This is a genomic window from Aeromonas sp. TW 6 (assembly GCF_013168745.1).
Lineage (GTDB): Bacteria > Pseudomonadota > Gammaproteobacteria > Enterobacterales > Aeromonadaceae > Aeromonas > Aeromonas caviae.
Map to the genome: position 1 here is coordinate 17,625 of NZ_JABERS010000007.1, position 23,693 is coordinate 41,317.

25 protein-coding genes and 2 pseudogenes are annotated in these 23,693 nt (G+C 63.1%); 11 read left to right on the top strand and 16 right to left on the bottom strand.

The window, feature by feature from the left end; genetic code table 11:
- Positions 1-147 precede the first annotated feature (147 nt).
- The 3 genes from HKD46_RS05025 to HKD46_RS05035 all read left to right on the top strand — a co-directional run bounded on the left by HKD46_RS05025 (position 148) and on the right by HKD46_RS05035 (position 2,081).
- Positions 148-441 carry a helix-turn-helix domain-containing protein gene (locus tag HKD46_RS05025; protein ID WP_234657696.1) on the top strand — a complete coding sequence of 98 codons (294 nt, stop codon included), beginning with the start codon at positions 148-150 and terminating at the stop codon, positions 439-441.
- Positions 425-1,741: a HipA domain-containing protein gene (locus HKD46_RS05030; RefSeq protein ID WP_128297563.1), complete on the top strand. Its 1,317-nt coding sequence runs from the start codon at positions 425-427 to the stop codon at positions 1,739-1,741. The genes HKD46_RS05025 and HKD46_RS05030 overlap by 17 nt, the downstream gene beginning before the upstream one ends.
- A gap of 97 nt (positions 1,742-1,838) precedes the next feature.
- A complete protein-coding gene (locus HKD46_RS05035; RefSeq protein WP_010673692.1) occupies positions 1,839-2,081 on the top strand; it encodes a DUF3297 family protein in 243 nt (80 codons plus the stop codon).
- A 271-nt stretch (positions 2,082-2,352) separates the two neighbouring features.
- Here the strand turns inward: HKD46_RS05035 and HKD46_RS05040 are convergent, their stop codons facing one another.
- Positions 2,353-2,787 (bottom strand): DMT family transporter, encoded by a 435-nt coding sequence (locus tag HKD46_RS05040; protein ID WP_048208022.1) that lies wholly within the window; start codon positions 2,785-2,787, stop codon positions 2,353-2,355.
- 10 nt (positions 2,788-2,797) lie between these two features.
- Positions 2,798-3,286 (bottom strand): DMT family transporter, encoded by a 489-nt coding sequence (locus tag HKD46_RS05045; protein ID WP_171864988.1) that lies wholly within the window; start codon positions 3,284-3,286, stop codon positions 2,798-2,800.
- 100 nt (positions 3,287-3,386) lie between these two features.
- On the opposite strand from HKD46_RS05045, the gene HKD46_RS05050 reads away from it, so the two are divergent.
- On the top strand, positions 3,387-4,280 hold the full coding sequence (locus HKD46_RS05050; RefSeq protein ID WP_128297549.1) for a LysR family transcriptional regulator: 894 nt from the start codon (positions 3,387-3,389) through the stop codon (positions 4,278-4,280).
- 149 nt (positions 4,281-4,429) lie between these two features.
- On the top strand, positions 4,430-5,533 hold the full coding sequence (locus tag HKD46_RS05055) for an ElyC/SanA/YdcF family protein (RefSeq protein WP_128297550.1): 1,104 nt from the start codon (positions 4,430-4,432) through the stop codon (positions 5,531-5,533).
- 342 nt (positions 5,534-5,875) lie between these two features.
- On the opposite strand, the gene HKD46_RS05060 is transcribed toward HKD46_RS05055, so the two are convergent.
- The 8 genes and pseudogenes from HKD46_RS05060 to HKD46_RS05100 all read right to left on the bottom strand — a co-directional run bounded on the left by HKD46_RS05060 (position 5,876) and on the right by HKD46_RS05100 (position 13,836).
- Positions 5,876-6,244, bottom strand: coding sequence for a DUF1428 domain-containing protein (locus tag HKD46_RS05060; RefSeq protein WP_010673687.1), 369 nt, complete (start codon positions 6,242-6,244; stop codon positions 5,876-5,878).
- 83 nt (positions 6,245-6,327) lie between these two features.
- Positions 6,328-7,689 (bottom strand): MFS transporter, encoded by a 1,362-nt coding sequence (locus HKD46_RS05065; protein ID WP_113978023.1) that lies wholly within the window; start codon positions 7,687-7,689, stop codon positions 6,328-6,330.
- 279 nt (positions 7,690-7,968) lie between these two features.
- Positions 7,969-8,862 carry a heme o synthase gene (gene cyoE, locus HKD46_RS05075; protein ID WP_010673685.1) on the bottom strand — a complete coding sequence of 298 codons (894 nt, stop codon included), beginning with the start codon at positions 8,860-8,862 and terminating at the stop codon, positions 7,969-7,971.
- A gap of 8 nt (positions 8,863-8,870) precedes the next feature.
- Positions 8,871-9,200, bottom strand: coding sequence for a cytochrome o ubiquinol oxidase subunit IV (locus tag HKD46_RS05080; RefSeq protein ID WP_010673684.1), 330 nt, complete (start codon positions 9,198-9,200; stop codon positions 8,871-8,873).
- Positions 9,201-9,848: pseudogene (locus HKD46_RS05085) on the bottom strand (cytochrome o ubiquinol oxidase subunit III); the annotation flags it as partial.
- On the bottom strand, positions 9,817-11,793 hold the full coding sequence (cyoB, locus tag HKD46_RS05090; RefSeq protein WP_041211612.1) for a cytochrome o ubiquinol oxidase subunit I: 1,977 nt from the start codon (positions 11,791-11,793) through the stop codon (positions 9,817-9,819). The gene cyoB and the pseudogene HKD46_RS05085, both read right to left, overlap by 32 nt.
- A gap of 3 nt (positions 11,794-11,796) precedes the next feature.
- The gene (cyoA, locus tag HKD46_RS05095; RefSeq protein WP_080767819.1) at positions 11,797-12,885 is read right to left on the bottom strand and encodes a cytochrome o ubiquinol oxidase subunit II; all 1,089 of its coding nucleotides are present in this window, start codon (positions 12,883-12,885) and stop codon (positions 11,797-11,799) included.
- 507 nt (positions 12,886-13,392) lie between these two features.
- Positions 13,393-13,836 (bottom strand): carboxymuconolactone decarboxylase family protein, encoded by a 444-nt coding sequence (locus HKD46_RS05100; protein ID WP_109422028.1) that lies wholly within the window; start codon positions 13,834-13,836, stop codon positions 13,393-13,395.
- Positions 13,837-13,955: 119 nt separating this feature from the next.
- Between HKD46_RS05100 and HKD46_RS05105 the strand changes: the two genes are divergently transcribed.
- Positions 13,956-14,864 carry a LysR family transcriptional regulator gene (locus HKD46_RS05105; RefSeq protein WP_113978021.1) on the top strand — a complete coding sequence of 303 codons (909 nt, stop codon included), beginning with the start codon at positions 13,956-13,958 and terminating at the stop codon, positions 14,862-14,864.
- Positions 14,865-14,954: 90 nt separating this feature from the next.
- On the opposite strand, the gene HKD46_RS05110 is transcribed toward HKD46_RS05105, so the two are convergent.
- The 3 genes from HKD46_RS05110 to HKD46_RS05120 all read right to left on the bottom strand — a co-directional run bounded on the left by HKD46_RS05110 (position 14,955) and on the right by HKD46_RS05120 (position 16,782).
- Complete coding sequence (locus tag HKD46_RS05110) at positions 14,955-15,284, bottom strand: DUF3634 family protein (RefSeq protein ID WP_039039207.1); 330 nt, start codon at positions 15,282-15,284, stop codon at positions 14,955-14,957.
- A gap of 95 nt (positions 15,285-15,379) precedes the next feature.
- Positions 15,380-16,351 (bottom strand): nucleoside hydrolase, encoded by a 972-nt coding sequence (locus HKD46_RS05115; RefSeq protein WP_113978020.1) that lies wholly within the window; start codon positions 16,349-16,351, stop codon positions 15,380-15,382.
- 131 nt (positions 16,352-16,482) lie between these two features.
- On the bottom strand, positions 16,483-16,782 hold the full coding sequence (locus HKD46_RS05120) for a DUF3861 domain-containing protein (RefSeq protein ID WP_042014216.1): 300 nt from the start codon (positions 16,780-16,782) through the stop codon (positions 16,483-16,485).
- A gap of 81 nt (positions 16,783-16,863) precedes the next feature.
- On the opposite strand from HKD46_RS05120, the gene HKD46_RS05125 reads away from it, so the two are divergent.
- Together HKD46_RS05125 and HKD46_RS05130 are read left to right on the top strand one after the other, a co-directional pair.
- Positions 16,864-17,286, top strand: coding sequence for a MarR family winged helix-turn-helix transcriptional regulator (locus HKD46_RS05125; RefSeq protein ID WP_113978018.1), 423 nt, complete (start codon positions 16,864-16,866; stop codon positions 17,284-17,286).
- A gap of 129 nt (positions 17,287-17,415) precedes the next feature.
- Positions 17,416-17,985 carry a HutD family protein gene (locus HKD46_RS05130; RefSeq protein WP_029314060.1) on the top strand — a complete coding sequence of 190 codons (570 nt, stop codon included), beginning with the start codon at positions 17,416-17,418 and terminating at the stop codon, positions 17,983-17,985.
- Here HKD46_RS05130 and HKD46_RS05135 read toward each other — a convergent pair.
- Both HKD46_RS05135 and azu read right to left on the bottom strand, forming a co-directional pair.
- Positions 17,982-18,185 (bottom strand): hypothetical protein, encoded by a 204-nt coding sequence (locus tag HKD46_RS05135; RefSeq protein ID WP_109422024.1) that lies wholly within the window; start codon positions 18,183-18,185, stop codon positions 17,982-17,984. The genes HKD46_RS05130 and HKD46_RS05135 overlap by 4 nt on opposite strands.
- Before the next feature lie 181 nt (positions 18,186-18,366).
- Positions 18,367-18,807 carry an azurin gene (azu, locus tag HKD46_RS05140; protein WP_171864989.1) on the bottom strand — a complete coding sequence of 147 codons (441 nt, stop codon included), beginning with the start codon at positions 18,805-18,807 and terminating at the stop codon, positions 18,367-18,369.
- A gap of 301 nt (positions 18,808-19,108) precedes the next feature.
- Between azu and HKD46_RS05145 the strand changes: the two genes are divergently transcribed.
- A complete protein-coding gene (locus HKD46_RS05145) occupies positions 19,109-20,152 on the top strand; it encodes an FAD:protein FMN transferase (RefSeq protein ID WP_171864990.1) in 1,044 nt (347 codons plus the stop codon).
- Between the two features lie 45 nt (positions 20,153-20,197).
- On the opposite strand, the gene HKD46_RS05150 is transcribed toward HKD46_RS05145, so the two are convergent.
- Positions 20,198-20,623 (bottom strand): Hsp20/alpha crystallin family protein, encoded by a 426-nt coding sequence (locus HKD46_RS05150; RefSeq protein WP_042076053.1) that lies wholly within the window; start codon positions 20,621-20,623, stop codon positions 20,198-20,200.
- A gap of 271 nt (positions 20,624-20,894) precedes the next feature.
- Between HKD46_RS05150 and HKD46_RS05155 the strand changes: the two are divergent.
- Together HKD46_RS05155 and HKD46_RS05160 are read left to right on the top strand one after the other, a co-directional pair.
- Positions 20,895-22,540: pseudogene (locus tag HKD46_RS05155) on the top strand (tetratricopeptide repeat protein).
- Positions 22,541-22,600: 60 nt separating this feature from the next.
- Complete coding sequence (locus HKD46_RS05160) at positions 22,601-23,563, top strand: ion channel (RefSeq protein WP_109422021.1); 963 nt, start codon at positions 22,601-22,603, stop codon at positions 23,561-23,563.
- The last annotated feature ends 130 nt before the right edge of the window (positions 23,564-23,693 follow it).

Here is a 23,693-nt window from a genome sequence, read left to right on the forward strand (position 1 = left end):
TTTCCGCCCTAAAAAGTGAACTCCTCTACACTTTTTATCTCAACCAGCACCAGGACCATAAAAAGTGCATCATCGTACACTTTTGATTGCTGTTTGCTCTTACCATAGGTTAAGGTGTAACAACCTACACTTTTTCCCGTGATCATGATGGCAGACGCATCGTTGCAAACCGGCCCGAAAGAACTGGATCCCGCCTCGCTGGGGCTGGCGATCCGCGAGAGACGCAAGGCCGCCAGGATGACCCAGGAGGTGACGGCCTCACTGTGCGGCATCTCCAAGAAGACCCTGATCAAGATTGAAAAGGGGGGGGATGTCTACCTCTCGACCCTGTTGCAGGTAATGAAGGCGCTGGGGCTGCACTTGCAACTGGTGCAGGAAACGGGCTCACAGGCAACAAGCGGCAACAGCCAACCCGAGGTCGGTGATGATGAATGGTTCTGAGCGCCATCGGCTGGAACTTCGGCTGGGTAACCAGCTGATCGGCCATCTCGAGTATGACTCCAGCCAGGATGCGTTTCAGCTCGGCTATACACCTGAGTGGCAGGCGCGTGGCTTCCCGCTCTCCCCCCCACTGGCGCTGGATGGATCGGCCAGCAGTGCCCAGATCCGGGCGTATCTCGGCAACTTGCTGCCTGAAAATCGCGGGCTGGACCATCTGATTGAGGCGCTCTCCGTTTCGCGCAGCAATCTCTTTGCCCTGATCCACGGCATCGGCCGCGATGTCTCCGGGGCTGTCACCTTTACCCTGCCCGCAGAGCCCGACGTCCCCACCCGGTTTCGCCCCATCACCCCAGAGGAGCTGTTGCTGCGCCTCGAACAGCCCGAGATCTGGCCGCTGGAAGTCTGGGATGGTCGCCCCCGCCTCTCGGTTGCGGGTGTGCAGGCCAAGCTCAACCTGCTGCGACTCGAGGGGGCGCTGGGATTTGGCGAGGGCGAGCTCTGTTCCACCCACCTCCTCAAGTTCGAGCATCACCCTCATCTGGTGATCAATGAGTTTGTGACCATGGGGCTGGCCGCACTGCTGGGCATGCCGGTGGCGCGGGTCGAACTGCACAGGGTCGGCCAAGGCGATAAGTCCCACCGAGGTTTGCTGGTAGAACGCTTCGATCGGCGCCTCGATGAAGATGGCTTGAGGGTGCGCCGTCGCCATATGATCGATGCCTGTCAGGGGCTGGGGTTTCCCGTCGCCCGAAAATATGAACGCAACTTCGGTGACGGGCGAGACGTGGCCCATATTCGGGAAGGGGTGAGCCTGCCACGGCTGTTCAGTCTCAGCGCACTTTGCGTCAATCCGGCGCAGGCCAGACTGGACATGCTGCAATGGCTGCTCTTCAACCTCTGCGTCAACAATCACGATGCCCACGGCAAGAACTACAGCTTCTTCGTATCAAAAGCAGGGCTGATGCCCACCCCCTGGTACGATCTGGTCAATGTGGGGCTTTACCCCGAGTTCAACCAGCATCTGGCCATGGCCATAGGCGACGAGTTTGCTCCCGAGGCGGTCAACGCATGGCAGTTGCTGGAGATGGCCGAGGCATGCGAGCTGCCCAAACGCCTGTTGCAGCAGACCTTGCACAAGATGGCCAGCGACATACTGCATCAGCTTGATGCCGCCATCGCCCTGGTTGAGACAGACAATCCCGCCGAGCTGGCTTATCTGGCACGTTACAGAGACGACGTTGAGCACCGTTGCGACCATTTTCAGGCGCAGGCGACGCTGTTGCCCGAGCTGCAACTGTAGCCTGGACTTGCCACTCCTATGGGACGCAACCCAGCCTTGAGCCCATGGCGGGCATTGCCTACAATGACCCACTTTTTATCACACTCAGGTCTATAAAATGAGCGACAACAAACCTGCACTGCCCGACCGTCTGGCGGCCAACCCGCGCAGCCCGCACCATGTGGCGGAGTGTTTCGAGCACGAGATCGGCATTCGCGTGAACGGCAAGGAGCGCACCAATGTCGAGGAGTACTGCATCAGCGAAGGTTGGGTGAAGATCCCCTCCCCCAAGGCCAAGGATCGCTACGGCAACCCCATGCTGATCACCGTCAAGGGCACCGTCGAGGCTTTCTACGCCTAAGCGGCCCTGACCGCGCGCCCCGTCGGGCCCGCCGCCATGCGGTTCAGAACACCGGCCTTGCGCCGGTGTTCTGCTTTTGGGCTGGCCCAGGGTTACAGGCGCCTCTCTTTCTTTGCTCTCTGTTGCCTTCCTGTTTCTTCCTTTCCCTCCCTTTCTTTCGCCTTTTCCTTTTCATCTGGGCCCTGATCCGGCTGGCGAGCCGCCTTTGGCATCCAGGCAGGGAGGCGCTCCTGTCATCCCTGCCGGTTTACCCAGGCCATCACCGCATCACTCACCCTCGGGAGCACGACTTGCCGCCCTGCCAGCGTTGCAGCGCAGCCCCCGCCAGCACCAGCAGGATGCCGAGCAGATCGCTCGCGGCCAGCCGTCCGGCCAGGGCATCGAGCAGGGCGCCCCCCGCCAGCTGGCCCGTGACGATGAGCAGGGCGCAGGCCAGGGCGCCGATCCGACCGATGGCCCAACTGCTGATGGCGACGAACAGCGCCCCCAGCACCCCGCCGAGCAGCAGCCAGGGATCGAGCCCGGCTAGCCGCTCCCAGGGTGCCCCTTTGAGGATGAGCAGGGCGCCGAGCAGCCCGAAGCCGAGCAGGTGGTTGGCAAGGGAGGCCGTCATGGCGCCCCGGGCGCTGGCGAGGCGGCCATTGAGGGTGCGCGACAGGCTCACCGCCACGCCGTTCAGCAGTCCCAACAGGATCAGAAGGGTCATGGTGTTTCTCCTAGCCGAGCACGATAAACAGGGCGCCGGCCATCACCAGCAGGGCGGCGAGCGCGTCCTTTCCCGAGGGGCGGCGGCGAGCCAGTCCGAGCCAGCCGAGGCCATCGCACAGGGCACCAAACAGCAGCTGGCCGAGCAGCAGCAGGGCCAGGGTGCCCGCCATGCCGAGGGGCGAGTTGAGGCAGAGGGCCGCCAGCACCACGGTGAGCGCCCCCGGCAGACCGCCGAGCCAGGCCCAGGGCGGGGCCGCCTCCGGCGTCGGGGGCCTTGGGGAGAGCCACCACAGGAGCCCGGCCACCAGGCTGCCGACCCCGTGGGCCAGCCAGCTCGCGAGCCAGGGGTCGGTGGCGCGGGACAGGGCGCCGTTCTGGGCGATCATCAGCGCCAGCAGCAGGCCGGCGGCGAAGGCGGCCAGGGCACCCAGGGTCTGGCCAAGTGTCTGGCCGAGGGCGGGGCGGCCGGGGCCGCGGTCAACAAGCGGGGGGATCATGGGGTTGCTCCTTGGTTGAACTGACGAGCAGGGTAAATTGTTTTTGATTTGGGGATAATCTACCCTCCTGGAACAACATTGTTTCCATATCGAGAACAACATGAACCAGGAAGCCTTCGCCCTGCTCCCCGCCTTCGTCGCCGTGGTGGAGTCGGGCACCTTCTCCGGCGCCGCCCGTCAGCTCGGCCTCAGCAAGTCGGTGCTGAGCAAGAAGGTGAGCCAGCTCGAGCAGGCCCTCGGCTGCCAGCTCCTCTATCGCACCACCCGTTCCCTCACCCTCACCGAGGCGGGGGAGCGCTACTTCGAGACGGTGCGCCATGCAGTGCGCCTGGCCAGCGACGGGGAAGATGCCATCGGCGCCCTGCAATCGGCCCCCCGCGGCCTGCTGCGGGTGACGGTGCCCATGGTCTATGGCCGGCGCCACATCGCCCCCCTTGTCCCCGAGTTTCTCGCCCTTCACCCCGAGGTGCAGTTGCAGCTGGAGATGAGCGACGCCCGGCAGGATCTGGTGGCCGAGGGGTTCGACGTGGCGGTGCGCATCGGCGAGCTGGAGGATTCGAGCCTGGTCGCCCGCCGCCTCGCCCCCTGTCTCAGCACCCTGTGCGCCGCCCCCGCCTACCTGGCGCAGGCCGGCACGCCCCGCACCCCGGCGGATCTCGAGCGCCACAACTGCCTCTTCTACTCCCTGTTTCGCGGCGGCACCCAGTGGCGGCTGCACGGGCCCGAAGGAGAGGTGGCCATCACCCCCAGGGGCAATTTCGAGGTCAACAACAGCGATGCCATCCACACCGCGCTGCTGGCGGGGCTTGGCATCGGCAACATGCCGGACTTCATCGTGGCGCGGGATCTCGCCATCGGGCGGCTGGTGCCCGTCCTGCCAGACCATGCCCTGCCCGAGCACGGCATCTGGTGCGTCTATCCCAAGCGCCGCCACCTGCCCGCCAAGGTGGCGGCCTGGCTGGCCTTCCTGCAGGCGCGTCTGGGGCTGCGCTGAGGGGGGCATCGGGATAACCGGAACGGTTCACGTTTTTTTCATCGGGAAGGGAGTAGAGTAGGCAGCAAACCAAGCATCTGTTTTTATTGGAAAAGCATTCAGGGGACGAGCCAAGGCATCGCGCCCCGCACCCCACAGGGAGCCCCATGATGAATAAAACCGCGATTGCCCTGACCCTCACCAGCCTGCTGACGCTGCCGCTCGTTATCTCATCCGATGCCTGGGCCGCCCCGGTGCGCTCCCTGCAAAAGGAGCAGAATTACGAGCAGTTCATCAGCAAGCGCCAGGTGGTGGATCAGCTGCTGGCAGACGCCGCCCGCATCTTCCACTCCCCCGCCCGGGTCTCCGATGCGGGCTTTACCGCCAAGATGCCGAGCAACATGGAGCAGGTGACTACCCTGCTGCTGGAGGCCCACCAGCTTGAGCCCTATCGCACCGATCTGCTCATCTCGGCGGCCAACGCCCAGATCTACAACGGCAACGTGGACAGGGCCATCGCCCTGTTCGAGCAGGCCCTCACCGCCGCCCCGGACGATCTGGACATCAACACCTATCTGGCCACCTGGCAGCGCTTCAAGGGCAACCAGGCCAAATCCGATGGCTACCTCAAGCGGGTCGGCGAGCTCAATGCCGGTCGCGCCGCCGACTTGCAGCGACTGTTCGCCACCGTGGACAGGGTGGTCGCCACCCCCCTCAAGGAACGTCAGGGACGGGGCGAGAAGAAGGGGCGCCGCGCCATCGTCACCCTGGGCTATGCCCTCAATCCCGACGGCTCCATGCACGACATCCTGCTGGGACGCCTCGAGACCACCCGCGCCCTGGCCCAGGCCGATCCGGCGGCCCTCGTCATCCTCACCGGCGGCGTGCCCCAGAACCGCCAGACCGAGGGCAAGCTGATGGCGGACTGGCTGGCGAAAAAGGGCATCGACCGCTCCCGCATCATCGAGGAGAACTACGCCACCAGCACGGTGGAGAACGCCCTCTACAGCGGCTATGCCCTCGCCCGCCACGAGATTGAGTTCGCCACCCTGGTGAGCTCGGCGAGCCATGTGCGCCGGGGCCAGACCCTGCTGGAAATCGCCTGCTGGCAGAGCGGCCCGGCGAACATCCGCATCGACAGCGTCGCCTACCCGGACAAGCCCCTCTCCGCTCTGGCCAAGGCAAGCCCGGAGGAACTGCTTGGCATCTACCGGGACGCCCTGCGTACCTATGGCCTGTGGAGCTACCGCTCGGCCCCGCTGGTGGAGCGCTGATCCCCCGGCATGGCGCCCAGCAAAAAGCCCGCCGGCTGGCGCAATGCTGTTCAGATAAGCACTTTTTTGACTGATTATTCATAAATTGGATTTGAGTTGAGGGGGCAAGGCTGTGTCCAGTCGATCTTCCTCCAGCCTTTATCCAGCGGGGCTTGCAATAGAAAGAGGGAGGCATCATGCCTCCCTCGATTTTTTGTCCTGATACTACGTGGACTGGAACTCAAATTCTCTTAAGTGAACAGCATTGCGCCGGCTGGCGGGCTTTTTCATCATCTGACGGGCCTGGGTGTTGCTATCGGCCCTTGCGCTCCGGCCACCAGGGTGAAGCCCCGATGGCCGGTCTCAGCCCTTGAGCTCCAGCACGGTGGTGAAGCCTCCGAAAATCATGCGGGCACCATCAAACGGCATGGTCTGGTGCAGGGGATTGGCGGGGTCCATCCTGGGGTCCTGCATCATCTTGCCCATGGCGTCGTCCCGCACCGCCTTGCTCGGCCACTCCACCCAGGAGAAGACCACGGTTTCATCCTCCCTGGCCGCCACCGCCCGGTAAAAGTCGGTCTGCTTGCCGTGGGGCACATCGTCCCCCCAGCACTCCAGCACCCGGGTGGCGCCGTATTCGAGGAAGATGGGGTCAAACTGCCCCGCATGATCGATCAGGGCCTGCTTGTTGGCCGTCGGCACGGCGAGCACGAATCCGTCCACGTATGACATCAGAGGTTCCTCCAGTGAGTGAGGATCTCAGCATAGCAGCCGCCCATCAGCCCGCGCTCTGCGCCGCCCCGCGCAGCCAGCCATCACAACGAGACCAGCCGCTCCAGATCGCTGCGGGTCAGGCGCTTGCTGTCCACCTTCACGTAGAGGGAGTGCTCCTCGCGCACCAGCAGCACGTCGCTTACCCCCTCGCTGGCGCGGATCCGCTGCTCCAGGGCCGGGGTGGCCTCGACCCCTTCCGGCAGCACGATGCGCAGGCTGCTCACATAGGGGGGCTCGGCCATGGTGAGGCTCACCCCGAGCCAGGCGAGGGCCAGGGCGGCGCAACCGCCAAACACCAGGGGGCCGCCCCCCAGGCTGTAGAGCAGGCCGCCGAGACTGCCGCCGATGGCGACCCCGAGGAACTGACTGGTAGAGTAGACCCCCATGGCGGTGCCCTTGTAGCCCGGCGGGGACTCCTTGCTGATGAGAGACGGCAGCAGTGCCTCCATCACGTTGAAGCCGATGAAGAAGAGCTGCAACCCGGCGAGCAGACCCCACAGCTGCTGGCCGCTCTGCCAGAGCACCAGCTCGGCGGCCAGCATCACCACCACGCACCCGATGAAGACCCGCTTCATCTGGCGGTGCTTCTCGGCATAGATGATGAAGGGCACCACGCTCACGAAGGCGATCATCATGGTCACCAGATAGGCCTGCCACTGGCTGTCACGGGGCAGCCCGGCACGCTCCAGCAGGGGCGGCAGGGCCACGAAGCTCGACATCAGCAGGGTGTGGACGCAGAGGATGCCGAGGTTGAGTTTGAGCAGGCGAGGGTTGGTGAGCACGGTACGAAAGCTGCCTCGCACCATGGCGGACTCGCGATTTTGCAGGTGGGCCGCCGGGGTCGGCACCACCCAGAGCACCATGGCGATGGCGGCCAGGGCCAGCAGGGCGATGAGCCAGAAGAGGCCGGACAAGCCCAGGGCATGGGTGATGAGGGGGCCGGTCACCATGGCGATGGCGAAGGTGATGCCAAAGCTCACCCCGATGAAGGCCATCGCCTTGGTGCGATTCTGCTCCCGGGTGAGATCCGACAGGAGCGCCATGACGGCGGCGGAGATGGCGCCGCTCCCTTGCAGGGCGCGCCCGACGATGACCCCCCAGATGGCGTCGCTCAGGGCGGCGATGACGCTGCCAAGGGCAAACATCAGCAGGCCGCCAACGATGAGGGGCTTGCGCCCCACCTTGTCGGAGAGCAGGCCGAAGGGGATCTGGAACAGGGCCTGGGTCATGCCGTAGATGCCGATGGCAAGCCCGATGAGCGCCTCGGAGGCGCCCGCCAGGGACATGCCGTAGGTGGTCAGCACCGGCAGCACCATAAACATGCCGAGCATGCGCAGCGAGAAGACGGAGCCGAGCGCCCAGGTCGCGCGTCGCTCGCCCCTCGTCATGGTGAAATCATTCATGAGGGCCTCGATGAGTCAAAAAGAAGAGAGAAAGAAAGGGGTGACAGGCGCCCGGCCGCCCCGAAAAATCGGCGATGCCCCTCGCAGGGCGGCGCCCATAATAGCAGAGCCGGGAAGATTCCCGGCTCTGGATTTCATGCATTTCAGGGGTGCAGTTCACACTATCAGGGCAGCATGCTCACCAGTACCGGCGCTGCGTCCGGCTGGAAGCCCACCGACATCATCACGCTCAGGCAAGTGAAGATGATGACGACGATGGAGAACATGTCAGCTCCAGCGTCAGGGCAGCATGCTCACCAATACAGGCGCTGCGTCCGGCTGGAAGTCCACCGACATCATCACGCTCAGGCAAGTAATGGTGACGATGGAGAACATGAACAGCTTGCGCGCCCAGAGGGAGTCGTCCACCGCCGCCTTGTAGCCCGACAGCGCCATCCCCAGCCACCAGACGCTCACCGCGGTGGCCACCACCAGATACTTGTACCCGGCGTAGCCGCCGAGGAACAGCATCAGGGTCGGCACCATGAACGCCAGGATGTAGAGGGTGATGTGGAGCTTGGCCACCGGGATCCCCTTCACCACCGGCAGCACCGGGATGTTGGCAGCCTGGTAGTCCTTGAAGCGGAAGATGGCGATCGCATAGGAGTGCGGCATCTGCCACAGGCTGAAGATCGCCAGCAGGATCAGGGCCCCCGAGTCGAACTGCCCGCTCACCGCGCAGTAGCCGATGACCGGCGGCGCGGCGCCGGAGAGGCTGCCGACCAGGGTGCCATAGACCGAGTGGCGCTTCATGTAGAGGCTGTAGACCCCCACATAAACCAGGAAGCCCAGCACCGCCAGCAAGGCGGCCAACGGATTGGCCGCAAAGTAGAGCAGTGCAATGCCCGCAACGCCCAGCGCCGTCGCATACCAGAGGGAGACACCGGGGGCGATGAGCCCCCGCACCAGGGCGCGGTTCTTGGTGCGCTCCATGATGCAGTCGATGTCCCGGTCGATGTAGTTGTTGAACACGCAACCGGAGGCCACCACCAGTGACACCCCCACCATGGTCAGGATGAACAGGGGCACATCCAGGCTCCCCTTCGAGGCCAGCAGGAATCCCCCGATAACCGAGATGAGGTTGCCGAAGATGATGCCCGGCTTGGTCACTTGCAGGTATTGCTTCATCATCATCAACCCGCTCAGTGAACCATCATGTTGATGTTGAGGTTGTACATGATCCACAGGGAACCCACGACCACGATGGCGATGATGAGCACGGTAAAGACCAGTGCCACCAGGTTCCAGCGCTCCTCGGAGGAGGTGTTCATGTGCAGGAAGTAGACCAGGTGTACGAAGATCTGCACCACCGCCATGGCCACCACGGTGCCGAGCACCACGGCGTGGGAGGCGGAGCCGTCCATCACCATCCAGAACGGCACGGCGGTCAGGATGAGTGACAGCACGAAACCGATCATGTAGGACTTGACGCTGCCGTGGCTGGCGCCGTGATTGTCAACGGAATGACTCATTTACATGACCCCCATCAGATAGACCACGGTGAAGACGCAGATCCATACCACGTCGAGGAAGTGCCAGAACAGGCTCAGGCACATCAGGCGAGTGCGGTTGCGCTCGGTCAGCCCCTTCTTGGTGATCGACACCATCATCACGATGATCCAGACCAGGCCGCTGGTCACGTGGATACCGTGGGTCCCCACCAGGGTGAAGAAGGCAGAGAGGAAGCCGCTGCGATCCGGGCCCGCCTCGTGCACGATCAGGTGATGGAACTCGTAGATTTCCATCGCGATGAAGCCGGCACCCAGCAGGAAGGTGACGAACAGCCAGGTGTTGACCGCCGCGACTTTGTTCTTGTTCATGGCCAGCATGCCGAACCCGAAGGTGATGGAGCTCAGCAGCAGCAGCATGGTTTCGGCGAACACGAACGGCAGTTCGAAGATGTCCTTGCCGGTGGGGCCGCCGGCAGTGCCGTTGACCAGGACCGCATAGGTCGCGAACAGGGTCGCGAACAGGATGCAGTCACTCATCAGGTAGATCCAGAAACCGAATACCTTGGTGGCACCGGCATCGTGGTGCCCATCCTCATGGGCACCGTGAGAGTGATGTAGTACGTCAGTCGCCATGGAATTAAGCCACCTTGTTGATGTTGTCGAAATGCTGACCTTCGATGCGCTCGATCTCGTCAACCTGTACGTAGTAGTCCACATCGTCGTTGAAGCTGTGGATGATCCAGGTGGCGATCATGCCGATGAAGCCGGCGATGGCCATCCACCAGATGTGCCAGATCATGGCAAAGCCGAACACCACGCTGAAGGCGGCGATGATGACACCGGCACCGGAGTTCTTCGGCATGTGGATGGGGGCATACTGGGCAGGCTTCTTGTAAGCGCTGCCGTCAGCCTTGGCTTCCCAGAAGGCGTCCAGACCGGTGACCTTCGGCTCGATGGCGAAGTTGTAGAACGGCGGCGGAGAGGACGTCGCCCACTCCAGGGTACGGCCACCCCAGGGATCGCCGGTCAGGTCGCGGTTCTTCTCGCGGTCGCGGATGCTGACCACGATCTGGATGACCTGGCACAGCACGCCCAGGGCAATCAGACCGGCGCCGCAGGCGGCGACCACCAGCCAGCCGTGGAACTCGGGATCGATGTTCTGGCTGACACGACGGGTCATGCCCATGAAGCCCAGCACGTAGAGCGGCATGAAGGCCACGAAGAAGCCGGTGATCCAGCACCAGAAGGCACGCTTGCCCCAGACGTCATCCAGCTTGAAGCCGAACGCTTTCGGGAACCAGTAGGTGATACCGGCGAAGCAGCCGAACACCACGCCGCCGATGATGACGTTGTGGAAGTGGGCGATGAGGAACAGGCTGTTGTGCAGCACGAAGTTGGCGGCCGGCACGGAGAGCAGTACCCCGGTCATGCCACCCACGGTGAAGGTGATGATGAAGCCGACGGTCCACAGCATGGGCGAGGTGAACTCGATGCGACCGCGGTACATGGTGAACAGCCAGTTGAAGATCTTCACCCCGGTCGGGATGGAGATGATCATGGTGGTGATGCCGAAGAAGGCATTCACGTTGGCGCCGGACCCCATGGTGAAGAAGTGGTGCAGCCAGACGATGAACGACAGCACGGTGATCGCCACGGTTGCCCACACCAGGGAGGTGTAACCGAACAGCTTCTTCTTACAGAAGGTCGCCACCACTTCGGAGAAGATCCCGAACACCGGCAGCACCAGGATGTACACCTCGGGGTGACCCCAGGCCCAGATCAGGTTGATGTACATCATCATGTTGCCACCCATGTCATTGGTAAAGAAATGGGTACCCAGGTAGCGGTCTGCGGTGAGCAGGGCGATGGTGACGGTCAGGATCGGGAAGGAGGCGATGATCAGGATGTTGGCACACAGGGCGGTCCAGGTGAAGACCGGCAGGCGCATCATGGTCATGCCAGGGGCACGCATGCGGATGATGGTGGCGAAGAAGTTCACGCCGGTCAGCAGGGTCCCCAGACCCGAAATCTGCAGACTCCATATCCAGTAATCGACCCCGACCCCGGGACTGAACTCCAGCCCCGACAAGGGCGGATAGGCCAGCCAGCCGGTCTGGGCGAATTCACCGACCCCGAGGGAGACGTTGATCAGCACCACGGCCGCGGCGGTGAACCAGAAGCTCAGGTTGTTCAGGAAGGGGAAGGCCACGTCACGGGCACCGATTTGCAGCGGCACCACGATGTTCATCAGACCGATCACCAGCGGCATGGCCACGAAGAAGATCATGATGACGCCGTGGGCGGTGAAAATCTGGTCGTAGTGATGGGCGTTCAGGTAGCCTTCGCCACCCCCGGAGGCGATGACCTGCTGGCCACGCATCAGCACGGCGTCGGCAAAGCCACGCAGCAGCATGACCATGCCCAGAATGAGATACATGATACCGAGGCGTTTGTGGTCGACCGAGGTCAGCCACTCTTTCCACAGATATTGCCACTTGCCGTAGTAAGTGATGAGACCGGCGATGGCCAGGCCCCCCAGAATGATACCGGCTATCGTGACCATGATGATGGGTTCATGGTACGGAATAGCCTCGAGTGTCAATTTTCCAAACATCGATTATTCCTCGGATCCTGCTTTCACACTCTTGTCGGCCGACATGGCCATGTGTCCGGCATGGGCGTCATGGTTCATGGCCTGGTTCTCCATGGCGTCCTCTTGCGAGGCCTCATGGTTCATCCCTTCATGGTCCATGGCACCCGCTTTCGGGGCGGCGTCATGGTTCATGGCCTCGTGGTTCATGCCCTCGTGATCCGCGGAGCCCGCAGCCGGGGTGGCGTGACCACCATGGGACATGCCGCCCATGAACTTGTTGATGATGTTGACGAACAGCTTGGGATCGGCGCTGGCGAAGTACTCCACCGGGTGGTTTTCGCTCTTCTTGGCCAGGGCATTGAACTCATCCATGGTGCTCAGGGCCTTGGAAGAGGCCTTCACCTTGGCTACCCAGGCGTCGAAACCGGCTTGATCCTGGGTCGCGATGGCCTTGAACTTCATGCCGGAGAAACCGGCACCGCTGTAACCGCCGGAGATGCCCTTGTACTCGCCCGCTTCGTTGGCGATCAGGTGCAGCTTGGTCTGCATGCCCGCCATGGCGTAGATCTGGCCGCCCAGTTGCGGGATGAAGAAGGAGTTCATCACGGTGTCGGAGGTCACCCGGAAGTTGACCGGGGTGTTGACCGGGAAGGCCAGCTCGTTGACCGACGCAATGCCCAGCTCCGGATAGACGAACAACCACTTCCAGTCCAGGGAAATGACATCCACCTGAACCGGTTTGACGTCCGATTCCAGCGGCTTGTAAGGGTCGAGGGAGTGGGAAGTTTTCCAGGTGATCACCGCCAGGATGACGATGATGATGACGGGTACAGTCCAGACGACTGCCTCAATCTTGTTGGAGTGGGCCCAGTCCGGCGCATAGGTGGCACTGGTGTTGGACGCCCGGTATTTGTAGGCGAACGCCACCGCCATGACAATCACGGGCACCACCACGATCAGCATCAAGCCGAGTGCGGTGAGTATCAGTGACTTCTGCTCCATACCGACCTGCCCCTTGGGGCTCATCAGTGCCATGTCGCAGCCACTCAGCAAGCTGGCGGTCGCGAGCAGCAGCAAAGCGCCCAAGCCCCTCTTCACATCAAAGAGTCTCATGCAATGTCCTCATCTTTTGAAGGCTTATTGGTATAAAAAAATGCAGCATTTTATTGCATCAGACCGGCATGTGAACAACATGAAAAATTAATCCCAAAAATGTTCAAAAGGTGATGGAAAGCGGTATCAGATGTTAATCCCTTGACAATGACCAATTTATTCAAGTTACACCGCGGCAATTCATCTTCCGTTAATCTCTCGCGCCACCAAAAGTGACCACCAATTAACCAAAAAGATCCATCTGGTCTGTTTTTAACCCGCCATTGCGATCAAAAAAGAGCCATACAGCCCCTTTTCGACTCACAGGTCATTTCTCCACACCTTGATCTGGATGGGTATTTTTCGGGGAAGATTAAAAAAATAATTAATCAAACGAATGTATGATTAACTTCCCGCCCCCCGACAACGGTCGCAACCCCTGGCGCCAGAAGGCACACTTCGTAACAAAACGGGCCCTTGTGCGGGCCCGTTGACAATCGTTTTCTCTCCCTCCCTCGAGGTCCGGTGTCAGGAGTGATCGTGTTCCATCCGGGTCGCCACGGCGATCCGGTTCCAGGCGTTGATGGTGACCACCTGCATCAGACACTGGGCCAGCAGGGTTTCCCCCAGTTGGGCCAGCGCCGCCTCATAGGTCTGCGCCGTGAGCCCCTTGTCGGCGATCAGGGTCACCTCGTCGGTCAGGGCCAGCACCGCCCGCTCCCGGGCGTCGAACAGCGGCGACTCCTGCCAGGCGGCCAGCGCCAGCAGACGCTGGGCGCTCTCCCCGTGCTTCATCGCCACGTCGGCGTGCATCTCGATGCAGTAGGCGCAGCCGTTGATCATGGAGGCGCGCAACTTGATGAGCTCCTTGAGCGACAGGGGAATGTCGGTGCCCCCGAGGTAGGACTCGAGGCCCATCATGGCCGAGACGGCGGCGGGCACCTGGTTGGCGAGCTGGATACGGTGTGACATGGCAAGACTCCTGTGATGGACCCCGGATGGGGCGGTGAGCTGATTGTTCACTTTTTCATTGTTGATTAGAATATCGTCATAACCTGCAACAGTTTTGCGTTTATCGCAAAGGTGAATCCATGCTGGATCGCATCCGCATCCTGGCCCAGGTGGTGGAATCGGGCAGTTTCTCCCGTGCCGCCCGCGCCCTCAACCAGGCCCCCTCCTCCGTGACCCGTGCCATCGACGCCCTGGAGCAGCAGCTCGGGATCCCGCTCTTCAAGCGCAGCACCCGCCAACTGGTGCTGACCGAACAGGGCGCCTATTTTCTCGCCCGCTCCCTGCCCCTGCTGGAGGAGGCGGATCAGCTGGTGCAATCCCTGCAACCCCTCTCGGTGGCGCCAGAGGGGCCGCTGCGGGTCTCGGTGTTCGAGAGCTTCGGCGCGTCCTGGCTCTCTCCCCGCCTGCCCGACTTCCTCACCCGCTACCCCGGGGTGCGCCTGGAGGTTGCGCTGGACAACCGCATGGTGGATCTCGATGCCGAGAACGTGGACGTGGCGGTGCGCATCGGCAAGCCCGCCGACAGCAGCTTGCACACTCGCCATCTGCTCACCAACCGCTCGCTGCTGGTCGCCTCCCCCGCCTATCTGGCCCGCCATGGCGAACCCGCCCATCCCGCCGAGCTGGCCCACCACAACTGCCTCATTCGCGGCCATGGGCGCCAACGCCAGCACTGGTACTTCCAGCAGGGCACGGAGCGCGAGAAGGTGGCGGTGCAGGGCAACCTCGCCTCGGTCGGGGGCACGCCCCTGCTCTGCGCCGCCCTCGCGGGGTGCGGCGTGCTGCTGCTGTCGAGCTGGATGGTGCAGCAAAGCATCGATGAGGGCACCCTGCTGCCGCTGCTGCCAGAGTGGCTCGCCTCCCCCTGCGAGGATCGCCAGGACGAGATCCACGCGGTGTTTCGTGGCGGCCGCTTCCTCAAACCCCAGACCCGCGCCTTCATCGACTTTCTGGTCGAGGCGATCAGGCCCCTGCAAGGGCCGCGCTGACCGCAACAGGGCCTCCTGGCGAAGCGCTGAAAACGCAGACGCCGGGCACAGGGCCCGGCGTCTGGAAATGAGGGTCGCCACGGCGACCGCTCAGCGTGATTTTCGCCCGTCAGGGCTCGGAGAGAGCCCCCGGTAATCCCCGTAGGGGAAGATGTTGCGCAGGCGCTGGGCCACGGGCTCGGGGATGGAGCGGGAGAAGACCAGCCTCACCCCGTTGCCGTCCCGCAGGCCCAGGATGCGTCCGCGCACCGGCTCATGGTGCAGGATCTGGGTCGCCTGGGTCACAAAGCGCGGCGGCACCGAGCCACGCTTCACCACCACCTTGCCCGGCGCGAGCCGGACCTCGAACAGGGCGCCGCGCCCCAGCGTCATCAACCACCCGATCAGGGCTATCGCCACCAACAGAGACAACCAGGCCATTGCGTCTTCCTCCCGTCAACCCGATGTTCGCCAGTATAACCGGGGGCGCCTCACCATGACCCGGCCGCCATCACGCTTTCACTCACTGCCGGGCCTTATCGGCGCCCCTTGCCCCAGGCCACCAGGGTATCCCGATAGAGGGCGAGCAAGGCCTGATCCCGCACCGCGACCCCGACCTGCTGGGCCGGGCAGTCGGCCCACTCGTCATGGGGATGGCGGGTGTCGTCAAACTTCTGCAGGGTATGGCCGATGGCGGGCCCCTCGGTGATGACCCGCACCGGCCCCTTGCGCAGGGTGAACAGCGCAGGATCGATCACATAGGCGATGGCGGAGGGATCGTGCACATGGCACCCCGCCATGCCAATGCGCTCGGAATAGAAGCGCAGGTAGAAGCGGCTGACATCCCACAGGAAGCGGCCCGGCTCCCCCGCATCATCCCGCAGGGCATCCAGATAGTCGGCGGTGAAGATGCTCTGCTGGGTGACGTCGAGCCCGATGATCACCAGGGGCCAGGGGGCGGTGAAGACCCGGTCCGCCGCATCGGGATCGTCGTGGATATTGGCCTCGGCATAGGGGGTCACGTTGCCGCGATGGCCGTTGACGCCAAAGGCGCCGCCCATCACGACCACTTCTTTCACCAGGGCGGCTACCTCGGGGGCCGCCTCGAGCGCCAGCGCCAGGTTGGTGAGGGGCCCGATGGTCACCAGGGTGATCTCGCCGGGATGGGCCTTCACCGTCTCGACGATGTATTGCCAGGCCGGGCGGGGATCCGGGCTGAGGGTCACCTCCCCCGCCTGGACGTCGCCAAAGCCACTCGGGCCGTGCACCACTGTCGTCGGCCCCACGGGCTCGCGCAGCAGCGGCGCGGCGGCGCCCCGGGCCACGTCCGCCTTCATGCCATATTTTTGCTTGAGCCAGAGGGCGTTGCGGGTGCCGTTTTCGATGGTGGCATTGCCAAACACCGTGGTGATGGCGAGCAGGTCAATGGCGGGGTGCGCCTCGGCAAACAGAATGGCCATGGCATCGTCGATGCCGGGATCGGTATCCAGAATGATCTTGTGGGTCATGGGTCCTCCGTGAAACGAGCTGCCAGTGTAGCGGGCCGTCGCCGCTTTGACAGCACCGGGATCACAACCTCGGGGTTTCCTTTGCATCAGGCATGCTGGCGGGACCACTCGCCCTTTGAGTCAGGGCAGGGTCACTCGGAAGGGGCGACCACGGCCTCCTCTCCCCTGGCGGTGCGTTTCAGTTGCCCCATGAATTGCTTGAAATGGGGGAGAAACCCCTTGAACAACTCCTCTTTGCGATGCTGCATCATGACTTCGCCAAACAGCTTCAACCCGACGATAAACGCCTGATGTTCCTGCTCCGACATGGCCAGCTTCCCCTTGCTGAGCGCCAGGATGGCAAAGATGTCGTCGTGATTCTGGCAGTCGAACTGCAACGGGGGCACCTCGCGGTCCAGCGCCTGGACCTGTACACGATAAGTGTGTGGCATCTTTCATCTCCTCTCGGGCTGGGCTTTTGCCCATATGGTTGATAAAATCAATTAAACCCTTTTAAGTTGACTTTATCAACCATGAAGTTATCAAACCACCTCTTCCGGATCCTCGATCAGTACAAAATCGCCATGACGCAGCATTTCCGGGCACAGCAGATCGCCCTTAGCCCACTCCATTACAAGGTGCTGCAACTGATCCATGCGCTGGATCCCGCCACGCCGCAGCTCATCGCGCAGCGGTCGGGCCGCGACAAGGCGCAGGTGACGCGCCTGCTGCAGGAGATGGAGAAACAGGGGCTCATCGAGAAGCGGCCCCATCCCACTGACAGACGCAGCATCTGTCTGGCCTTGACCCCGCTGGCCTGCGAGCGGGTCAACCAGGGGGAGCAGCAGGCCGCACGGCTCGACGAACGGCTGTGTTCTCTGCTGACGCCGGCGGAGATAGCGCAGTTGCAGCAACTGCTGGACAAGATAGAAAAAGGGCTTGAGTCGACCGATTAGGGTCAGCGTCAGGGGGTCCGCTGCCTGATTTGTGGTCAACCAGCGCGGCCTGCGCTGGCGGCGCCTTGTGAGCCACTCCCGGAGATGGTATCACTGGCCCCACTCTCCCCTTCCCGCCGAGGCGCCATCGTGATCACCCTGATTAAAGAGTCCGACCAGTTGAAAATGCCCTGGAAGAACAGGCAGGGCACCACGGCCCAGATCCTGATCTCCCCCCCTGGTTCGACCCTGGACAAGCTCGACTTTGACTACCGGCTGAGCTCGGCCCCCATCAAGGAAGCGGGGAGTTTCTCCCGCTTTCCCGGCTACCAGCGCATCCTGCTGCCCGTCAGCGGTGCCGGTTTCGTGCTCAACGGCCACCCCTACGCCACCTTCGAGGCGGCCCACTTCAGCGGGGATGACGAGACCCGTTGCGAGCTGCTGAAAAAAGAGGTGACGGATCTCGGGCTCATCTACCACCCGGCGCGCATCAGTGCCAACGTGCGGGTGCTGAACCTGCCCTTCCCCCTCAGCCTCACCCTGGAGGCGGACAAGTGCTACCTCTGCCACCTGCTGGAGGGCCAGCTCACCGTGCAGGGACAGCAGGTCGCACCGGGCGAGACCCTGGTGGTGCAGGGGGAGGAGAGCATCCGCTTCGAGTGCGGCAAGAAGACCACCCTCGCCTTCTTTACCCTGCAGCCCAAGCAAGCCGCCGTTTAACGCCGGGGGGCACGGCCCCCGCTGTCGAGGCAGGCCTGCATGGTGTCATAGGGGGTATAGTGCCTGGTGCGGCTGTAGTAGGTGCTGCCCTTGGGGTGACAGATGCCGCTCCGGCTCTTCTTCACCGGGGGCTCGGCGGCCAGCGCCATGGCACACAACAGCATAAGGCAACAGCCAAGCATCCATTTCACTGCGTTCATTCTCTCTTTTCCGAAGGGGCGTAGGCGGGCCACTGGCCCATTTGCGGCCTATTCTACGCCGGTCATCTCCTTGCCACCCCAGACCAGATCATGAAAGCACCGCGACGCAGCGCAAGCGAAGACAAAAAAGCCGGGACACTCCCGGCTTTTGCTTGTACTGGCGGCGACACTGTCCTTGGCACTACCCCACCTTGAAGCTGCCCTTCATCAGGGCGAAGTGGCCCGGGAAGGAGCAGAAGAAGGTGAGATCCTTGCCCGCCAGGCCGTCGGTCTTGAAGGTGACGCTGGTGCTCTCGCCGCCCCCCACCAACTTGGTGTGGGCCAGGATCCTGGGGTCATCCTTGGGCAGGTAGTCGTGATCGACCCCGGCGCTCATGCCGGCGGTGGCGATAGCCTGATAGTCGGCGGTGTTGGCCAGCACCCAGTTGTGGCCCATGTTGGCCACCGGCAGCTTGCCCGTGTGATTGAGGGTCACCGTCACCTCCTTGCAGGTGGCCGGCACGCTCATCTCTTTCTGGTTGAACTGCATGGCATCATTGCCTTCGATGACCAATGCGCATTCATCGGCCAGGGCGGGGGTGGCGAGGGAGCTCAGAAGCAGCAGGGCTAACACCTTTTTCATCATCTTCTCCTTTGATTGGCGATGGAAGACAGCAAACTCGCCTCGAAAGTCCGAGCGGCACCAGGCAAAGATGCTGTCAGAATCGATCTTCATTGTACCCAGATGTCACCGGGGGACGACGGTTTTTGCTCAAAGATGCGGGCCGGGTCACTCCTCTCCCCCGCGACACGACAAGGGACCGGATTGGTCAACGGGCCGTCCGGCTTAATTATTTGCAGGGTTGGCGCCCTTGGCCAGCTCGCCAACCCGAACGCCCTTGGCTAAGCTGCTCACCCGTCGACGACTCCCGCGAGAATGACAGATGCACACCTCTTCCCTGCGCCAGGCACCGCGCGCCCTGCTGCTCTCCCTGATGCTGCTGTTGGCCGCCTGTCAGCCAGCCCCGACCCAGACCCGCATTCAGGGCAGCACCATGGGCACCTACTATGCGGTGACCCTGAGCGACCCCTTCCCCGGCGGACAGGGCGCCCTGCAACAGGAGGTGGAGACCCTGCTGGCGCGCCTGAACCAGGAGATCTCCACCTATGATCCCGCCTCCCTCATCTCCCGCTTCAACCAGGGGACGGGGCAGCCTCCCCAGGTCATCCCGGCCACCATGGCGAAGATTGTGCAACAGGGCATGGACGCAGGTCGCCTCACCCTGGGCGCCCTGGATGTCACCGTGGGTCCCCTGGTCAACCTCTGGGGCTTCGGGCCGGACAAGCGCCCGACCCAGCGCCCCGGCGCCGAGCAGATCGCCCAGGCCAGGGCGAGGGTCGGCATCGACAAGCTGAGCCTGACACCCCAAGGAGATCACTTCCTGCTCGGCAAGGCCATACCGGGGCTCTATCTGGACCTCTCCACCCTGGGCGAGGGGGCGGCCTCCGACGAGATAGCCGGCCTGCTGGAGCAAAGAGGAGTGCACAACTACCTCGTCGAGGTGGCGGGCGCCGTGCGCAGCAAGGGCCGCAACGCCAAGGGCAACCCCTGGCGGGTGGCCATCGTCGAACCCTCGGACAGGCCGGGCGCCATCGAGGACGTGGTCACCCCCAACGGCATGGCGGTGAGCACCGCCGGCAGCTATCGCAACTATTACGAGCTGGACGGCAAGCGCTACTCCCACATCATCGATCCCGCCACCGGCGAGCCCGTGACCCACAGACTGGTCTCCGCCAGCGTCATCACCCCGACCGCGCTGGAGGCCGACGCCCTCGACACCGCCCTCATGGTGATGGGGCCCGAGCGGGCGATGGCCTTTGCCAAGGAGCACAGGCTCGCGGTCTATCTCATCGAGAAGACGGATCAGGGGTTTGTGGCGCGCCACACCCCCGAGTTTGCCCCCTATCTGGTGCGCAGCGAGCCATGAACGACGAGGCCCCGCACGGCGGGGCCTCTTTACATCATGGTACCGCTATTCGATGGGAATGCGGTGGGGCGCCGGAGTCACCGTCTGTTTGGGCAGGCGCAGGGTGAGGATGCCGTTGTCGAACCTGGCGCTCACCTGCTCCGGCGACACCTCCACCGGCAGCTCGACGGTGCGCGACACGCTGCCAAAGTAGCGCTCGCTGCGCAGGGCACGTTCATCCTTGTTCTGGCTGTCAAACTGGCGGATCTCCGCCTTCAGGGTCACCAGCTTGCCATGCACGTCCACTTGTATGTCCTCCCGGGCGACCCCGGGCAGCTCGGCCTGCAGCAGATAACCGCCGTCGCTCTCCCGCACATCCAGCTTGATCTGGCTGGGCAGCGGGTCCCCGTGCAGGGGGCGGATATAGAAGCCGGAGGCCATGTCGTGGAACAGGTCATCAAACAGGCTGGTGCGGCTCGGTAGCAAACTCATTTGATTCCTCCTTCTGGTGCACACGAGGCATGGACGGGCATCCGCCCCTCTGCGGAACGCCGGGATCTGCCTCTCTTCAAGTCTAAAAACCGGGCCGGCCTTCGCCACTGCCATTTCGCCTCTCCTTGATGAAGATCAAGGGTGCGGCGTGCATTTTTGCGATCCGCTCCCGGCGGGAAAAAGCGGGGGCTCGGCCCGCGTCCGATTGCCTGTCTGCGGACTTTGGTGGCACACTTCTCCCACCAGCCCGTAGCGCCTTGATGCCAGACAGATGCAGACACCGGACTCCGTACCCGAGAAGAAACCCCAGCCCAAGCCCAAGCGCATCCTGCTGGTCAACGAACAGCGTTCCTTCCAGATGATGATGAAGGCGATGCTGATCAACATCGGTATCAACCGCATCACCTACACCAACTCCGCCGACGAGGCGCGCCGCCGCTGCCAGAAAGAGAGCTTCGACATCTATCTGCTCGACTATGAGCTGGGGGCGGGCGAGAACGGCCGCCAGTTGCTGGAAAGCCTGCGGGATCAGCAACTCATTCCGCCCCAAAGCGTGGTGATCATGGTCAGCAGCGACGGCTCCCGCGCCATGGTGCTGAGCGCGCTGGAAGCCGAGCCCGACGAATACCTGATGAAGCCCTTCTCCCAGGAGCAGTTCTCGTTTCGCCTCAAACGCGCCCTCGCCCGTCGCCAGGCACTGGAGAGCGTCTTCAGCGCCCTCACCCGGGACGATCTGCCCGCCCTGGTGGAGGCCTGTGCCAAACAGGCGGACGCGGTGCCCCGCTTTGCCAACTTCTGCCGCTGCCTGCAGGCCGACACCCAGCTCAAGCTGGGCCAGGCCAAGGAGGCCCGCAGCCTGATGCGCCAGCTGCTGGCGGGGCAGGAGAACAGCTGGGCTCGCCTCACCCTGGGCAAGGCGTGCCATACCCTGGGTCTGCACGAGGAGGCGGTGAGCCACCTGCAAGCCACCCTGAAACACACCCCCCTGATGGTGGAGGCTTACCTCTGGCTCGCGGAGTCCCTGCTGGCGCTGGGCAATGACGAGCAGGCCCAGCAGGAGCTGCGCCGGGCGGTGGACATCTCTCCCCAGTCGGTGCAGCTCTCCCGCCGTCTGGCGGAGGTGTGCCTGCAACGGCACGACTACGCCCAGGCCAAGGACGTGCTGCTCGCCCTCATCGACTTGTCGCGCAACTCGATCCACCGCACGCCGCATTATCTCGGGGCCTATATCCAGACCCTCACCTTGTACGCCCTCAACAGCAACGACGGCTACCACATCGCCAACCTGCAAAAGCAGGTGAACTCCGCCCTGTCGCGCATCCGCGACTCCCTGATGATGTCGGAGTTCAACTACCCGGTGTTCGAGCAGATCTGCCAGGCCCGGGTGCGCATCGCTCTGGGGGAGCTGCTCAAGGGCAAGAAGATGCTCTATCGCGCCAACCAGAACTGGCTGGACAAGCCCGCCACCATGCCTCCGGCTCTCCTTGGCGAGACCATACTCGCCCTCTATCAGCTCGGGGAGTTCGAGTACGCCGAGAGCCTGCAACCCCTGCTGGCGGAGGATGAGGATCGGCTGCTCACCACCTGCATCCAGGTGACCCGGGATGACAAGACGGTGCAGGAGCGGCGCCAGCGCTATCAGCAGCTCAACGATCTGGGCATCAAGGCCTATCAGGCCGGGGAGCTGGAGCAGGCCCTAGGCCACTTTCGCGAGGCCCTGCGCGGGCGCCCGCCAATACCGGCGCCGCCCTCAACAAGATCCAGGTGCTGCTGCAACTCATGCAGAAGAACCGCAAGAGCCCGGAGTTTGGCGCCGAGTGCAAGGAGACCCTGGAGGTGCTGGAGGGCATCCCCCTCAACCCCGCCCAGCAGGAACGTTTTCGCAAGCTGCGCCAGGAATATCATCAGCACAGCTGATATCCCCCCTCCTCCCCTCACCTATGCTGATACTGACTCAGGGAAGGGAGGGGCAACACCATGGCAATGTGCCGATACCTGGTGGCCGATGGCCGCCACTGCACCGAAGAGGCAGGGGATCATGATCTCTGCCGCTGGCACGACCCCGCTGCGGCCCACAACACCCCTGATACCGCCGAGGCGCTGGAGCGCTATGTGCGCCAGGGAGGCCTGTGCCACGGCCTGCAACTGGCCCGCGCCGAGCTGGCGGATCTCAACCTGGTGAACAGGCAGGGTCCGGAGGGATTCTTGCTGGAGCAGTGCAACCTCTATCGCGCCAACCTGCGAGGTGCCCATCTCTACGGCATTCGCATCAAGGGCGGCAGCCTGATGAAGGCCGATCTGAGCGAAGCGAACCTCCACTGCGCCACCCTCGACGACGTCAACCTGCTCGGCATCCGCTGGAAGAACACCCGCCTCGACAACCTGGAGACGGGCAAGCGACTGATGCAGGACAGAAAGGGGCGCCGCGAGCGGGACCCGGCGCAGGCCCGCGTCTGGTTCAAGGAGGCGGAGGAGGCCTACCGAGATCTGCGCAAGGCCTCGGAGGCCCAGGGCATCTTCACCATGTCCGGTCGCTACATCCAGCAGGAGCTCACCATGCGCCGCCTGCAGATGCCGTTCTGGTCCTACCGCCGCTTCGCCTCCTGGATAGTGGATCTCTTCTGCGGTTACGGCGAGGCCCCCATGCGGGTGGTGCTCTTCTCCCTGCTGCTCATCGTCATCTGCAGCATTTTTTACTTCTTCTGCGGCCTCAACTTCGCGGGCACCCACCTCATCTATCGCCCGGACGCTCCTCTGGAGCAGAACGCCATCTTCCTGATGGAGTGCCTCTACTACAGCGTGGTGACCTTCACCACGCTGGGGTATGGGGACTTCACCCCGGTGGGGTTGTCGCGGATCTTCGCCGCCTTCGAAGCCTTTACCGGCAGCTTCACGCTTGCACTGTTCGTGGTGGTGTTTGTCAAGAAGATGACCCGCTAGAAACCTGTCCACGATCTTGCTGGGAAGCCGCTTCCAAGGCTCATGTGCTGCTCGCTTATGTGTCGCCAGGCGCTTCCATGTATACATATGCACTCAGGCTCCTCTGCTGCGCGTCACCTTGCTGACAGAC

Bases quoted from the DNA above. Each gene is read 5' to 3' on its own strand.
- HKD46_RS05050 (WP_128297549.1), top strand. From the start codon at position 3,387: ATGAACCAGGAAGCCTTCGCCCTGCTCCCCGCCTTCGTCGCCGTGGTG.
- HKD46_RS05120 (WP_042014216.1), bottom strand. From the start codon at position 16,782: ATGCCACACACTTATCGTGTACAGGTCCAGGCGCTGGACCGCGAGGTG.
- HKD46_RS05065 (WP_113978023.1), bottom strand. From the start codon at position 7,689: ATGAATGATTTCACCATGACGAGGGGCGAGCGACGCGCGACCTGGGCG.
- HKD46_RS05060 (WP_010673687.1), bottom strand. From the start codon at position 6,244: ATGTCATACGTGGACGGATTCGTGCTCGCCGTGCCGACGGCCAACAAG.
- HKD46_RS05135 (WP_109422024.1), bottom strand. From the start codon at position 18,185: ATGAACGCAGTGAAATGGATGCTTGGCTGTTGCCTTATGCTGTTGTGT.
- cyoA (WP_080767819.1), bottom strand. From the start codon at position 12,885: ATGAGACTCTTTGATGTGAAGAGGGGCTTGGGCGCTTTGCTGCTGCTC.
- HKD46_RS05110 (WP_039039207.1), bottom strand. From the start codon at position 15,284: ATGGCCTGGTTGTCTCTGTTGGTGGCGATAGCCCTGATCGGGTGGTTG.
- cyoB (WP_041211612.1), bottom strand. From the start codon at position 11,793: ATGTTTGGAAAATTGACACTCGAGGCTATTCCGTACCATGAACCCATC.
- HKD46_RS05145 (WP_171864990.1), top strand. From the start codon at position 19,109: ATGCACACCTCTTCCCTGCGCCAGGCACCGCGCGCCCTGCTGCTCTCC.
- HKD46_RS05160 (WP_109422021.1), top strand. From the start codon at position 22,601: ATGGCAATGTGCCGATACCTGGTGGCCGATGGCCGCCACTGCACCGAA.
- azu (WP_171864989.1), bottom strand. From the start codon at position 18,807: ATGAAAAAGGTGTTAGCCCTGCTGCTTCTGAGCTCCCTCGCCACCCCC.
- cyoE (WP_010673685.1), bottom strand. From the start codon at position 8,862: ATGATGATGAAGCAATACCTGCAAGTGACCAAGCCGGGCATCATCTTC.
- HKD46_RS05115 (WP_113978020.1), bottom strand. From the start codon at position 16,351: ATGACCCACAAGATCATTCTGGATACCGATCCCGGCATCGACGATGCC.
- HKD46_RS05150 (WP_042076053.1), bottom strand. From the start codon at position 20,623: ATGAGTTTGCTACCGAGCCGCACCAGCCTGTTTGATGACCTGTTCCAC.
- HKD46_RS05055 (WP_128297550.1), top strand. From the start codon at position 4,430: ATGAATAAAACCGCGATTGCCCTGACCCTCACCAGCCTGCTGACGCTG.
- HKD46_RS05035 (WP_010673692.1), top strand. From the start codon at position 1,839: ATGAGCGACAACAAACCTGCACTGCCCGACCGTCTGGCGGCCAACCCG.
- HKD46_RS05045 (WP_171864988.1), bottom strand. From the start codon at position 3,286: ATGATCCCCCCGCTTGTTGACCGCGGCCCCGGCCGCCCCGCCCTCGGC.
- HKD46_RS05030 (WP_128297563.1), top strand. From the start codon at position 425: ATGATGAATGGTTCTGAGCGCCATCGGCTGGAACTTCGGCTGGGTAAC.
- HKD46_RS05040 (WP_048208022.1), bottom strand. From the start codon at position 2,787: ATGACCCTTCTGATCCTGTTGGGACTGCTGAACGGCGTGGCGGTGAGC.
- HKD46_RS05105 (WP_113978021.1), top strand. From the start codon at position 13,956: ATGCTGGATCGCATCCGCATCCTGGCCCAGGTGGTGGAATCGGGCAGT.
- HKD46_RS05125 (WP_113978018.1), top strand. From the start codon at position 16,864: ATGAAGTTATCAAACCACCTCTTCCGGATCCTCGATCAGTACAAAATC.
- HKD46_RS05025 (WP_234657696.1), top strand. From the start codon at position 148: ATGGCAGACGCATCGTTGCAAACCGGCCCGAAAGAACTGGATCCCGCC.
- HKD46_RS05080 (WP_010673684.1), bottom strand. From the start codon at position 9,200: ATGAGTCATTCCGTTGACAATCACGGCGCCAGCCACGGCAGCGTCAAG.
- HKD46_RS05100 (WP_109422028.1), bottom strand. From the start codon at position 13,836: ATGTCACACCGTATCCAGCTCGCCAACCAGGTGCCCGCCGCCGTCTCG.